The sequence below is a fragment of the Candidatus Poribacteria bacterium genome (assembly GCA_026706025.1).
Classification (GTDB): Bacteria; Poribacteria; WGA-4E; order WGA-4E; family WGA-3G; genus WGA-3G.
In genome coordinates this window covers 16333-29776 of record JAPOZO010000081.1, presented here as the reverse complement: position 1 = coordinate 29776, position 13444 = coordinate 16333, and the positions used below count along the sequence as shown (strand labels likewise).

Sequence of the window (13444 nt, the reverse complement as noted above, 5' to 3'; positions counted from 1 at the left end):
CTATAATGTTTTTTGTATATCACACCTTAGTAAGAAAAGGAAACATCAATGTTTGAAAAACTCGGAATTGTAACCAACATCTGGGCTGAAGAGATAGAAAATGGTGCGCGCTTTGATGACCTCATGGTGGAATTCGGCGCGAACGAATTCAAGGATATGGAGGTCCGCGAAGGCGACTACCTCCGGAACTCCGACCTCGGGCAACTGATTCAAGAACTCGAAGCCGCGATGCCTGCGTACACCGATGCTGAATTCAGAGGTATCTGTGATGCTGTCTGGACTGAACAACCTTATGAATCCAAGCACGCCGCGCTTTTCAAGGCGATTGCCGCCTTTACCGAGAAAGCAGCCGGACTCACCCTGAGTTACGCCATGTCTCACCCGTGGCTTTCACAGCCAACTGACAGCGAGGCGGACACACAACAGATCATCAAGTCAAAAAAGTTAGCATATCTGCTCTGTCCAGAGAGACCGAGACTCCGTCTCGTTGACCTTGACACGGAAGGCGATATTGACGAGTCCGCTGCGATCACTAACTTAAAACACTACGCTGCGCTTCTACCGGACTATCCGATGATTTTCGCCGTAGAGAACGCTCGCCAAACCGCCACACTAACCCTTGAGTTAGCAGTCGCAGGCGGTGCGAAACTCACGTACGACGAGACGAACACCTACCGCGCTGATGGCACAACGGTAAATCCGCCAGCCGAATTCTGGCGTGCTGTTAAGATGACAGACCTCACGTCGGTGCATTTCAAACAGAAAACAGAAGTCGGGGTCCTTTCAGAAGTAGGCGACGGTTATGTCAACTTCCGTGCGATTGCGGAACACTTGAAAACACAGCACTACACCGGCGATCTGCTCCTCGAAAACACACCGACTGCCCATTCTTTGCAAGATGCCCTGCGGAGTCGAGCATATCTGCTGAGCTGCTAAAGTGGCAATCGAGAAAAAATAACGAAGCACGGATACTGCATCATATCAGACTAAAAAGGTGTACCTTGGGCTTCTCCGGTTTTTCCCTCTGTTTCATCGGAGGCTGCTGTCTCTTGATCTGCGGATTCTTCAGGTGTGGGGACATCGCTCTCTTGGGCGGCTGCTGTTAATTGTTTGATACGCTCACATAAGTCATTTAGTAGCTGCGGTGTTGTTTCCGCGGCTTTGAGTTCCGCCGAAAGCTGCGTCCATTGCAGCTCGGTCATATCGTTTCGGGACTCTACACTATATTTACGTTTGATGTAATCCCAGAGCGCTGCTTTTGTGATCCCTTTCTTTTCAAGAGGCTCTGCGAGATTACTCGCGATTGCGAAAGCGGCTTTTTGCGCCTGTGCGATATTTCCGGCAGCCTGCGGTATCTGATGTTGTGGTGCTGAATTTCCAGTTCCTGCCTTTCGATGCAGATAGAAGTTTAGGACTTCACGGATTACGGGTACAGGTATCAACTGTTTAATTGCATTCCGTTGTGCTTTGTGAATTGCTTTCGTGAACGCGAACGGATCGGGGCGCCCACCACTCATCTTCGGTTGTTCATACGCACCGTAGCGAGATGAACCGGTAATCGTATCAACTGCCTTGGCAGTTGCAATCCAAGAGTTCTCCTGCTCCTCGTATTTAACTTCTTCAACTTGGATACCGCCGCGGCGGTTGGCAGCTTCGTTAATACCGGCTAAGGTCAGCCCTTCAACGGTGCGTCCACCCTGTTTAAAAGAGTAGACATAATCCTGAATCGTCTGTCCAGTCATCAACTCAATGATAGCCTGATCATCGACTTGATCAACGACCTCATACTCAGCAGTAACTGGGACCATCTCTTCCTTTTTTTCTTCAGCCATAATATCCTCCGAGATTAAGAATCCGCGCGACATTTAGATGCCCGTTATGCCCAAGCGGTTTATTTTATCATACCATTTTATACCTGATTTGTCAAACATCGTTATTCATACAATAGAAGCATTCAGCCATCAGCCGTTAGCATTCAGCAAGAAGTGTTTAGCAAAATAGTTGGCGCACGTTGTGTAGTGTTTTTATCTGAAAAATTTTCATACCATTTTTCCTAAAAAGATACCACTCGTCTTCAAAAGATACCAAATGGTATCTTTTTTGGTTTTTTGGTACCTTTTTAAATGTGATTACAAACTCAGTCACTGTATAGGTTTATCTGTGTTTTTTGTATATTTCTGCTGCGAAAAAAAATATACCAGGGAAAGTTTAACTTTCTACTGACACGCGTTCAACTCGCCTATATTCTTAATTCAAATTTACATTACATATAATAACATATATAACATAGGAAAGCAAACTTATTTTTACTGGAAAACTTGATTTACATCCCCAATTCTGCTACAATAACAGTAAATTCAGTACCGGAGTATTGATGAACCATGGCGGCACCACTCCTCCAGATGCAGGCAATCACCAAAGATTTTCCCGGCGTGCGTGCCTTAGACAATGCCTCTTTTGAGGTGCGTTCTGGTGAAATCCACGCGCTCTGCGGCGAAAACGGTGCTGGTAAATCGACACTGATTAAGATTCTCGGTGGTATCTATCCGTACGGCACCTATACCGGTAGTTTGCGTATCAACGACACCGAGCATCAATTCCACTCTGTTCGCGATGCAGAACGCGCGGGGATCGCTATTATTCATCAGGAATTAGCCCTCATCCCGGAGATGACAGTTGCGGAGAACATCTATCTCGGTAGGGAACCGCGGCGATTTGGAGTCATTGATAGGCAGCGTCTCTATCATGAGGCGGGTGAACTCCTGTCGCAGTTTGAGCTGGAAATCCCGCTACAAAAATCCGTCTATGAACTCGGCATTGGACAGCAGCAACTCGTAGAAATCGCGAAGGCCTTAGGGCGTAGTTTGCAAGCCCATATTGAGCAGCGACGCAGCTGGCAATCTGGAAACGCCTTATTGCTCGTGCTTGACGAACCGACGGCGGCTTTGACGGAAAGCGAAGTGGACATTCTTCGTCAAATTCTGACGCAACTCCGAGAAAAGGGTGTAGCATGTATCTACATCACCCATAAACTCAAGGAAATATTTCAAATCGCCGATCGGGTAACAGTACTACGCGACGGTGAAACGGTTGCAACGCAATCCGTTAGATCCGCTGAATGTACCGAAGACCTATTAATCTCGCAGATGGTTGGCAGGGAACTAACGACCTTTTTTCCGAAACGGCGAGCGCATGTGGCATCTGAAAACCACTCCAACCCTGAGGAAATCGCACTACGTGTCGAAAATTTAAGCACCTATCCATCGGAACCACCACGACTTGAAAACGTCAGTTTTGAGGTGCGACGCGGGGAGATCCTCGGTATCGCAGGCTTGATGGGTGCGGGTAGAACGGAACTGATTAGCACTATCTTTGGAGCCTATAGCGGTAAATGGAGTGGAGAGATATTCATAGAAGGCACACGCCTTCAGATACACGCGCCGCGCGAGGCTATACAACAAGGGATGGCACTCGTCAGTGAAGATCGGAAACGTTATGGACTCCTCTTAGATGTGGATGTCACCCACAATATGACGCTGGCGAGCCTCGGTTTATCGGCAGACCTCACATCTTATGGGATAATTAACCACAACGCGGCATCTGAAAAAAGTGAACACTACGTGAATTCCCTCCAAATCAAGACATCCTCGTTGGAGGCACCTGTAAATCACCTCAGTGGCGGAAATCAACAGAAAGTCGTACTCGGTAAATGGCTGATGACGCATCCGAAGGTGTTATTCCTTGATGAACCAACACGCGGGATCGATGTCGGAGCGAAAGCAGAGATACACGCGTTGATGGCAAAACTCGCTGAAGAGGGGGTTGCGATTGTGTTTGTATCCTCCGAACTGCCGGAGATTTTGGGTATGAGCGACCGGGTTTTGGTGCTACATGAAGGCAAAATCACGGGTGAATTTACCAACGACAACCTGACGCAAGAGGAGATTTTGCGGTGTGCAGCTGGGGCTTGAGAACTGTATATTCCCAAATTCTCGGAAACCGTAACTACAATGGAATACAGAAACGAAAACTTTAAAACAGAAAGTCCAGAGGAGACGCAAGCACTCGGGAAAAAAATCGGCAAAACGCTTAAACGGGGAGATGTCATTGCACTCATCGGTGACCTTGGCACCGGTAAAACCTGTTTGACCCAAGGCATCGCGCGCGGCGCAGGCATCGCACCTGACGAGATTGTTAGCAGTCCTTCGTATATCCTGATTAACGAGTATCACGGGAAAGTGCCTATTTACCACATTGATCTATATCGCCTCGAAAACAGCGAAGAGATTGCGGAACTCGGACTCAGTGAATATGTGGAAGGCGACGGAATTTGCATCGTTGAGTGGGCTGAGCGGATGGCAGAAGTACTGCCCGATACCTGTATAAAAATCCACATAACGCTCGCCGACGCGAATACCTTACACGGCGATGATGAGACTTCCGAATCACTATTGGATAGTCCTGAAGATGAAAACATCCGACACATCGAAATCCAATATCCTATACCTCGATAGCGGCTCAGGCATTGGCGGTGGGCAACGGAGCCTTTTACTGCTGCTAAACCTATTAGATAAGGAACGCTTTACGCCTTTTGTCGGATGTCTCGGTGATAGTGCTTTTGCAGCAGAGATTGAAAAGACAGCGGCGAATGTGATTCCACTCTCTCTGCCTGCCGCACATAATAAAACCGATAAAGTGAAACGGTTCACTTTCCGGGACCTGCTTGAAGATTTTCGGCAACTCCGAGTCATCATTGAACTTCATCGGATAGTGAAGCGACATGCGATAGACCTGATCCATGCGAACTCTCTTTCGGTGGCACTGCTTGGTGGGATTGTTGCAAGAATAAATCGGATTCCTATCTTGATGCATAAGCGCTACGCAACTTCTTACGGGATTCTGGATCGGTTCTGCGAACGGCTCCTGCATCGCGTGATTCTGGTATCAGAGGCAACACGGTGGGATTTCGCACCCGCGGCAAAGCAGACACTCATCTATAACGGTGTGGATTTAGACGCATTTCAGGCAACATCAGAAGAGGTAGAAACACTTCGGACAGAACTCTTTTCCAATGAACCCAATGCTGCAGTCCTCGTTGGTGTCGTAACCCGGATTACACCGGAAAAAGGCATCCATTTTTTAGTCAGAGCAATGGGAGAACTTAAAAAACAGACGAATGCAAAATTGCTCATCGTAGGTGGTCCCTATTTCCAAAAAGATATTGACTATATGGACACACTTAAACAGGAGGTTGCAGACTTAGGCGTTGAAGATTCAGTTATCTTCACCGGATTTTTGTCGGATACGCGTATCGTAACAAGCCTACTGGACATTGTGTTGGTGCCGTCAATTATCCCGGAAGCATGTCCGCGCACCATTATTGAGGCAATGGCGGTCGGTAAACCGGTTATCGCAACGCCACTCGGTGGCAGCAAAGAACTCGTCACACCTGAGACAGGGATTTTAGTGCCACCCGAAGACGCATCAGCGATTGCTGACGCTATCGCAACGCTGGCAACCGATCCAGGACGATTGATAGCAATGAGAAAAGCTGCCCGCGATCGCGCCGTGCAGCTATTTAGCAGTAAAAAGAATACCGCTTTGACAGAAACAGTCTACACAGAATTGTTAACAGCATCAAGACGGACGCGCAAAATGAATATTGAGTGATGAAAGGGTGGAAGGAAAGGAAGGATGGAGGGATCTTCCGACGCTTCCAATCTTCCAGTCTTCCAATTCGGTAGGTAAATAAATGGATTTGGCGTAAGACCTAAACATATTAAGAGATTTCTTCACGGTCCAAAGGAGTTATCATAATGAGAGAAAAAACAGTCAGCCCAGCGCAGGGTGCCCAAGCGAGTCAAGGGCAAGTAAGACAGGTATCGCAGTTGTTTGGTGAAGCTATCGGTGATACCGGTGAATGGATAGAAATCCATCGCACCAGCGATGAATGGGAAGCGAAGCTGATTCAAACCACTTTGAATGCACAACAGATCCGATGCCGCCCGATTGAATTAAAAGAGGAACGCCAAACTGCACTCCTCGTGGATCCGGAAGATGAGGTATCAGCCTTGGAATTGGTCAGCCGTATCGGTGTAGCCGTTACGGATAGCGAAATGGCAGCGCAATCTGAAGAGGCAGCGGCGGCACTGAAGCAACGGGATATGGCTGTTGTGCAGGAGGACACAACCCAAGATTCTGAATCCGGCGATTCATCAGAACTCATAATGGCGGCGCGCGAAGACATCGGGAGTGTCGTCTATATTGCCGGACAGGGATATGAAATCCGTGTCGGGCCTGAACCTTACGTCACTGTGCCAGAGCACGATTGGGAAGAATTCACAGATTTCAGTGCGCAACGCCAAGAGTTTGTTATCCTTCTCCGCCACGAATACCCTGACCTTTTCGAGTGGATTCAAGAGGAGAAGTTGCTCGCAGAATTTATCCGACTCATTGAGATGACGTATCAGGAAGGCGCGCCTACGCCTGTTTCTCACAGGCAGGGAGGTGCTTCCGATGTTGAGGAACAGGATGCGACCCCTTACCATCCGCTTGCGCAATTAAGTCTGACTGTTGCGGTCGTTTCGTTGATCGCAGTGCTTTTCCAAGTGCCGTGGACGGTAAACCTCGTACTGGCTATCGCTACTATAGTATCTGCGGTTGTTGCTAAATCTCAGATTGATGCGAGTGACGGGAAATCGACAGGTATCCCGATGGCACTGAGTGCGATGGTGCTTGCGTGTCTTGTCGTTGCGTTTGCGTGGTGGCTGGAGCAGCGTCCGGAACCGGTGGAACCAGCGAATCCACCTGCCCGTGAGATGGTTGAGGATCGGTAGAGACAAGCCTGCTCTGGTTCAGCTTATATTCAGAAATTAGGAATAACATCATGAAAACAATGACTTACAGAGGATATACAGCGGAAATTATCTATAGTGACGAAGATGAGTGTTTTGTTGGTCATGTTGTTGACCCGGGCGATGATATCATAGGTTTCCACGGGGATACCGATGAAGAATTGCGTATTGCCTTTGAAAACGTAGTGGATCTTCATATCAGAGTCAAAGAGCAACCCGAAAATCCACCGCAAAAACACCTCGCGGGCAGATTATTATCCCGCCTGCGTCAAGCACTCCACCTATAGAAATTAAGGACATACAAAATGCGTCTCCAAGACCTATTTGAGAAATGGAATCTTACCGGTTTAAAGGTGGACCCCCCGGTGATGGAAATGGAATTCGATCTGTCAGTCACTGATAAAAACGCGGCGTGGGATCGCTATATTGAGTTGTTGACCCGAATCACCACACAACCGCTTCCTAATGAAGATGGTATTGAGAAGACCGCCTTAGACAGTGTTTACACTTTTTTCGCGTTGAAAGGCAGCCATGTCAGAAAAAAGCCATCAACCTCAAATTGGTACTGAAACGACCTCGCTCCTGCTGCCGCTTGCCATCGGTATAGTGCTGATTCTGCTCAATGCCTACTGGATTGCATTGGTCAGCGGTATCCACCACTCCTTGAATCCTGCTTACGCCTCCCTGTTTATTACCCCAATTGTCAACCTCTTTTTTCTCGTATTACTCAATACACTGCTAAAGCGATTTCATCCACAACTCGCTTTGCGTCGCGCCCAACTTCTCATCGTCTATCAGATGCTGGTTATGCTCTGTCTTGTCTCTGGACACAACCCGATGGACTTTATCTTGGGAATTCTCGCACATCCCTTCTGGTTCGCCACCTTTGAAAACGAATACGCTGCCCTTTTTCATCGGTATATCCCACCGTGGTTCACAATTCAGGATAAAAGCGCGCTCTCCGGTTTCTTTGAAGGCAACTCAACCTTATACACAGCAAAACACCTCTCCGCATGGATAGGTCCCACGCTGCTGTGGTCGTTTGTTACGTTTGTCCTCTTCTTCATCTTAATGTGCTTCAATAGCATCCAGCGTTTGCAGTGGAGTGAGCGGGAACGGCTCAGTTACCCGATTGCACAGCTCCCGATAGAGATGACCACGCCACGGTTTTTCTCAAGCAGATTGTTATGGCTTGGATTCGGCATCTGTGCGGCGGTAGAACTCCTCAACGGACTCCATTTCCTTTATCCTTTTGTGCCCGGGGTGCCTCTTAAAATACCCGACTTCGGCGCAAAAATCTTTACGACGAAACCTTGGAGTGCTATTGGTTGGCTACCGCTCTTCTTTTACCCTTGGGTTATTGGGTTGACCTTCTTTGTGCCACTTGAGTTATCGTTTTCGGTCTGGTTCTTTTTCCTGTTTACAAAATTCCAGTTGATTTTAGGGAGCATCGGTGGCTGGAAATCGTTACCGGGCTTCCCTTACTACAATCAACAGGGCATCGGTGCATGGCTGACCCTTGGGATTCTCATCCTATGGGTAAGTCGCAAGCACCTGAAAACGGTGTTTACGCTCGCTTTGAAACCTTCGACTTCCACAAACGAGCCGTTTCAATATCGCACTGCGCTGCTCGGTATCTTGATAGGCACTGTGATTCTCGTTTTCATTTTCCAGCAAGCTGGCATGTCCGTCGGAATTCTGCTCGCCTTTTTATCCCTCTACTCTCTCATGTCTATCGCTATAACTTATGCGCGAGCGGCGGTCGGTGTGCCTTATCACGAGGTGATTTGGACGCACCCCCAATTGATGCTCGTCTCGGCTTTAGGGGTTCGACGGATTGGCGCGGCGAACTTGACTCTTCTGTCTTTTTTGTATCCTTATGTTCGGGATAATGTTTCGCACCCGATGCCGAGCCAGTTGGAAGGGTTCAAAATTGCGGAACGCGCGCCGATCTCCCAGAAAAAGATGGCGATTGCGATGATCATCGCGCTATTGGTTGCCACCCCCGTTTCGTTCTGGGCATATTTGCATCTCATATATCAACACGGCGCGATTCGGACAGAGGGATATATTATCGGTATCGGCTTTGAAACCTTTGAACGGATGCTGTTACCGTGGTTGCAACAACCGCATGCTACAGACAGCACTGGCTTGAGTTTCACGGCGTTTGCCTCGCTGTTCACGTTGGGCCTCATGTTTCTGAGAAGACAGTTTATCTGGTTTCCTTTTCATCCGGCGGGCTATGCGCTCGGTTTATCCGCAGGGATGGTGTGGGTCTGGAGCGCGGTGTGTGTCGGTTGGTTCATCAAAGCGATCTTGCTCAAATTCGGAAGCTTGCGAACCTACCGGAAAACGGCTCCATTCTTTATCGGATTGGTTTTGGGGGACTTTTTGACCGGAACGTTCTGGAGTTTAGTGGGTGCAGTTCTTGAGATACCTGTGTATCGGGTCTGGTATTAAAGTTGTAGGTGAACTGGAATTTTTAAGTTGACACTTCAGCGGGTATATGGTAGTGTTATGAGTTAAAGAAGCACACGCACGGTTAGAGTATGAACGTACGCTTAAACAAAAAGCATCAAAAGACATTGGAGGCGATTTTTAGCACACAAGTCCCTGCTACGTTGCAATGGCGGCGTATTGAAGCCCTTTTCATGGCACTTGGTGCTACAAAAAAGGAAGGAGGCGGATCGATTGTGACTTTTAAACTGAAAGATGAAGATGCCCTTTTTCATCGGCCTCACCCTCAAAAAGAGGCAAAGCGATATCACATCCGAAAAGCGAGAGAATTTTTACAACAGGTAGGAATCACACCATGAAAACGATGACGTACAAAGGCTATACCGCAGAAATTATCTATAGCGATGAAGATGAATGTTTTGTCGGCCATATTGTCAATATTGATGCGATATCAGGTTTTCATGGTGATACTGACGCTGAGTTGCGCGATGCCTTTGAAAACATGGTAGAACTCTATATTGAGACACAGGAAGAACCGGAGAACCCACCACAAAAACACTTTGCGGGGAGATTGCTGTCGCGTCTACGTCAAGCACTGCACCTATAGAAATAGAATTTTTGTTGCCATTATAAAAATAAAACCACGAAAACAGGGAATATACCGGTGAAGATATGCCTTATCGTTTTTGCTAAGAATCCAGTGCCGAACCAAGTCAAAACGCGACTCGTGCCGACGCTTTCACCAGAACAAGCGGCAGTACTCTATACTGCGTTCCTTACAGATTGGTGCGAGACGCTTGCTGACCTCCCTGACGTGGATCGCGTCATCGCGTATACACCACCAGAGGCACAACCCGATTTACAAGCCTTAATCGGAGATGATGTTATCTACATCCCACAAATAGGAGCAGACCTCGGGGAACGACTGACTTCAGCAACACAGTGGGCAGCTAAACAAGGATACACAAAGATATTATTCGTCGGATCCGATAGTCCAACTTTACCGATTTCGTACATATCTCAAGCGATCACACTACTCGATTCACGGGATACTGTCATTGGACCAAGCACAGATGGCGGCTATTACCTCATCGGTTTTTCAGTAGAGACTTTGGCAACCACAATACCGCACGTATTTGAGGACATCGCATGGAGTACGGCGGAAGTTTTTCAACAGACAGTGGCGCGTATTCATGCAGCAGAGGCAACTCTTGGACTCCTACCACCGTGGTATGATATTGATAGAGCCGAGGATTTAGCATTTCTGCATACCCACGTATCGGCGATGCGACTTGCAGGCGACAGCGTCCAAGCAGTCAGAACAGAATCTTTATTGACAGAACTGTTTTCATAAAAAGAAAGGAACTCAATAATGGGACAATTAGATGGGAAAGTTGCGATTGTAACGGGTGGAAACCGAGGCATCGGTAAAGGGATTGCGAAAGGTCTCGCCGCTGAAGGTGCGAGTTTGACTATCGCTGCAAGGAATGCCGAACTTCTTGAGGAAACCGCTAACGAACTCCGGGCAAACGGCACAAAGGTGTTGGCTGTGCCGACCGATGTAACGGACGAGGCACAGATCAAAGCACTCTTTGAAAAATCAATGGCGGAATACCGGCGTTTGGACATCCTTGTGAACAATGCGGGTGCATTCGATGCCGGTCCCATAGATGAACTCTCAACAGAGGCGTGGGATTGGGTTGTCGCTGTGAACCTCAGCGCGCCGTTTCTCTGCACGCGCGAGGCATTCGGGATTATGAAGGCACAAGGTGAAGGTGGACGTATCATCAACATTGGCAGTATCTCGTCGCATCGGGTGCGTCCGCTCACTGCGCCCTACAGTGCCACTAAATTCGGTATCTGGGGTCTGACACAGGTAACAGCACTTGAAGGCAGACCGCACGGGATTACGGCGAGCTGTTTGAAACCCGGCAACACTTATGTCGAACGCATCCAGAACCGTCCACAGGCACCGACCGAGCCGATGATGGACGTTGACGCTCTCGCACAAGCTGCCGTTCTGATGGCAACACTTCCACCGAATATAAATATGTTAGAAGCAACTGTCTTACCGGTCGGTCAACTCTATATTGGTAGAGGATAACACGCAGCCGGAGAAAATCATGAAAGTGAATCGGGATCAATTCATGGAAGAAGGGTATCTCGTTCTACGGGGAGTGGTTCCACCAGAAGAACTGGATGCACTTCGGGAGAGTTATGAACTGATGGTATCACGCCAGCGGGAGATCTGGGCGCAGGAACGGGCAGCGAACGATCCACCCGGCGGCGTATGGGAGACTTCGCCACAACCGCGCTTACTACTCGGACGCAATCCTCTGGCAGGACTTGTTGACGAGAAAACAGCAAACACTGTCGAGATTTGGGCACACGAAAACATGCAAGGTGCCAGCACTGAGCTGCTCGGCGAGGAAGATGCTGGTGTTACCGAGATGATGCTCATGTGCAGCCCAGTTAAAGACTGCGGACCCGCCACTTGGCATCGCGACCATCACCCAATTGATACTGCACCGCTACAAGGCTACATTGACGATATTGTGGAGACGGGACCACGCTATGTGCAGTGGAACCTTTCACTTTATGACGATAGTGTACTTTGGGTACTCCCCGGCAGCCATCTGCGCGTCAACGCTGAAGCGGAAAATCAGCAATTGCTGGCAGATCCGAAAGTCCCGTTACCGGGTGCCGTTCAGACGCATCTTAACGCAGGCGACGGAGTCGTCTATATCCTGCCCATTTTGCATTGGGGCAGCAACTACAGTCGGAAGATGCGGCGCACGATCCACGGTGGATTTGCAAATCACACCTATTACGAAGCATTTGACTACATAGATTACCTGTCGCCAGTAGTGCAAGACAAATTCCATCGGTGGAATTCGCGCAGCGAACAGATGCGAGTATGGACAGAAAATGCACTCCGAGCAGCTATCAACAAGAACGCCGATGCTTACCACACGGCACTCAATAATTTGCATCCGGGCAGAGGCGAAAAAGGAAAGATGCTCTCAACCGTTTTTCTTTGCAAAGCCGCCTGTTTCGTTGCGATGGCGCACGGAGATGAACTTGCAGACATTCCGGATGATCTTAAGAACCGCGGCAAAGGTTTTCACGCCATTACCCTTAATTGGGGACCGCCGTTCGCCGAACGGTTCACACAGAAAGAAGCGGCCATTTTGTGGGAACGTTTTCAGCCACTTGACGCGCTTCTCAAGACCGACGAAGAGTTGTACTTACCGGGTTTCCAATCCGGTCCGATGCACTACTATTTCAATGAAATGCCTGCCAATTTCGGTGTTGCAGATTTCATTGAAACATGGGAACTACAGCCGTGAACCGAGCATTCCGCTGAGATAGAAATACGCCTCTTCAGTATAACGGGGTAGGTTCTCAGGGTCTTCGACCTCCAACTCCAAAGTCAGGTCGCCTTGGTAGTCCACCTCTTGGAGTGTCTCGATAATCTCTTTGAGGTTGAGTTCACCGCGCCCGATACCGACGGATACAGCACCAAGATGATCCTTGAGGTGTACTGCATAGAGGCGCGACGCGAATTGACGAATCGCGGCAAGCGTATCCACACCGGATGAGTGGAAATGCCCAGTATCGATGCAGACACCGACCCGTTCGTCGGGAATAGCATCTAAAACCGTTTGGAAATCCTCCGCTTGTTCAAGGACATTCCCATGATGCGGTTCAAGCGTTAACTTGATCTGACTCTCTGCTGGCATGCGTTGCAACACCTCACGCACACAAGCAGTTACCCTATCCAATGCACCGGGATCTGTCCTACGTTGCGCGCCACTCGTTGTTAGATGTGTTGCCCCGAGTCCTTCGGCGATTTCGACACATCTTGCGATTGCGCCTGCGCGTGCGTCAACATCGGTATTGTCCTGCCCACCCCAGCCGGGTGGGTAGAGTCCGGCACACTTCATGCCGGATGCGTCAACTTTTGCTTTCATGCTGTCTATGTCAAAAGCGAGGGCAGCGTCAACGCTCCAGATAAGCGGTCCATGAATTTCCATGAGGCGATAGCCGATTTCCGGCGCGTTTTCTAAGGTTGCGGCGACCTCATCCTCGGCGTAGCCACGGTAACAGATAGAAGCACAAATAATATCCAT

15 protein-coding genes are annotated in these 13444 nt (G+C 48.8%); 13 read left to right on the top strand and 2 right to left on the bottom strand.

Annotated features, from left to right (window positions below):
- Window positions 1-48 precede the first annotated feature (48 nt).
- A complete protein-coding gene (locus OXH00_20345) occupies window positions 49-936 on the top strand; it encodes a hypothetical protein (protein ID MCY3743371.1) in 888 nt (295 codons plus the stop codon).
- 50 nt (window positions 937-986) lie between these two features.
- Here the strand turns inward: OXH00_20345 and OXH00_20340 are convergent, their stop codons facing one another.
- A complete protein-coding gene (locus OXH00_20340; GenBank protein ID MCY3743370.1) occupies window positions 987-1832 on the bottom strand; it encodes a hypothetical protein in 846 nt (281 codons plus the stop codon).
- A 549-nt stretch (window positions 1833-2381) separates the two neighbouring features.
- Between OXH00_20340 and gguA the strand changes: the two genes are divergently transcribed.
- The 12 genes from gguA (at window position 2382) to OXH00_20280 (ending at window position 12661) form a co-directional block, all read left to right on the top strand.
- Entirely contained in the window at window positions 2382-3971 is a 1590-nt protein-coding gene (gene gguA / locus OXH00_20335; protein ID MCY3743369.1) for a sugar ABC transporter ATP-binding protein, read from the top strand.
- A 39-nt stretch (window positions 3972-4010) separates the two neighbouring features.
- Window positions 4011-4514, top strand: coding sequence for a tRNA (adenosine(37)-N6)-threonylcarbamoyltransferase complex ATPase subunit type 1 TsaE (gene tsaE, locus OXH00_20330; GenBank protein MCY3743368.1), 504 nt, complete (start codon window positions 4011-4013; stop codon window positions 4512-4514).
- Window positions 4468-5670 (top strand): glycosyltransferase family 4 protein, encoded by a 1203-nt coding sequence (locus OXH00_20325; GenBank protein ID MCY3743367.1) that lies wholly within the window; start codon window positions 4468-4470, stop codon window positions 5668-5670. Before tsaE ends, OXH00_20325 begins: the two co-directional genes overlap by 47 nt.
- Window positions 5671-5816: 146 nt before the next feature.
- Complete coding sequence (locus OXH00_20320) at window positions 5817-6836, top strand: hypothetical protein (GenBank protein MCY3743366.1); 1020 nt, start codon at window positions 5817-5819, stop codon at window positions 6834-6836.
- Window positions 6837-6886: 50 nt separating this feature from the next.
- Window positions 6887-7141, top strand: a complete 255-nt coding sequence (locus OXH00_20315; protein ID MCY3743365.1) for a toxin-antitoxin system HicB family antitoxin — start codon at window positions 6887-6889, stop codon at window positions 7139-7141.
- A gap of 18 nt (window positions 7142-7159) precedes the next feature.
- Entirely contained in the window at window positions 7160-7423 is a 264-nt protein-coding gene (locus tag OXH00_20310) for a hypothetical protein (GenBank protein ID MCY3743364.1), read from the top strand.
- Entirely contained in the window at window positions 7386-9314 is a 1929-nt protein-coding gene (locus OXH00_20305) for a hypothetical protein (GenBank protein ID MCY3743363.1), read from the top strand. Before OXH00_20310 ends, OXH00_20305 begins: the two co-directional genes overlap by 38 nt.
- 89 nt (window positions 9315-9403) lie before the next feature.
- A complete protein-coding gene (locus OXH00_20300; protein ID MCY3743362.1) occupies window positions 9404-9670 on the top strand; it encodes a type II toxin-antitoxin system HicA family toxin in 267 nt (88 codons plus the stop codon).
- Window positions 9667-9918, top strand: coding sequence for a toxin-antitoxin system HicB family antitoxin (locus tag OXH00_20295; GenBank protein ID MCY3743361.1), 252 nt, complete (start codon window positions 9667-9669; stop codon window positions 9916-9918). Before OXH00_20300 ends, OXH00_20295 begins: the two co-directional genes overlap by 4 nt.
- Before the next feature lie 57 nt (window positions 9919-9975).
- Window positions 9976-10665, top strand: a complete 690-nt coding sequence (locus tag OXH00_20290) for a TIGR04282 family arsenosugar biosynthesis glycosyltransferase (protein MCY3743360.1) — start codon at window positions 9976-9978, stop codon at window positions 10663-10665.
- An 18-nt stretch (window positions 10666-10683) separates the two neighbouring features.
- The gene (locus tag OXH00_20285; GenBank protein ID MCY3743359.1) at window positions 10684-11415 is read left to right on the top strand and encodes an SDR family NAD(P)-dependent oxidoreductase; all 732 of its coding nucleotides are present in this window, start codon (window positions 10684-10686) and stop codon (window positions 11413-11415) included.
- 19 nt (window positions 11416-11434) lie between these two features.
- On the top strand, window positions 11435-12661 hold the full coding sequence (locus OXH00_20280) for a phytanoyl-CoA dioxygenase family protein (protein MCY3743358.1): 1227 nt from the start codon (window positions 11435-11437) through the stop codon (window positions 12659-12661).
- Here OXH00_20280 and OXH00_20275 read toward each other — a convergent pair.
- The gene (locus OXH00_20275; protein MCY3743357.1) at window positions 12650-13444 is read right to left on the bottom strand and encodes a sugar phosphate isomerase/epimerase; all 795 of its coding nucleotides are present in this window, start codon (window positions 13442-13444) and stop codon (window positions 12650-12652) included. The genes OXH00_20280 and OXH00_20275 overlap by 12 nt on opposite strands.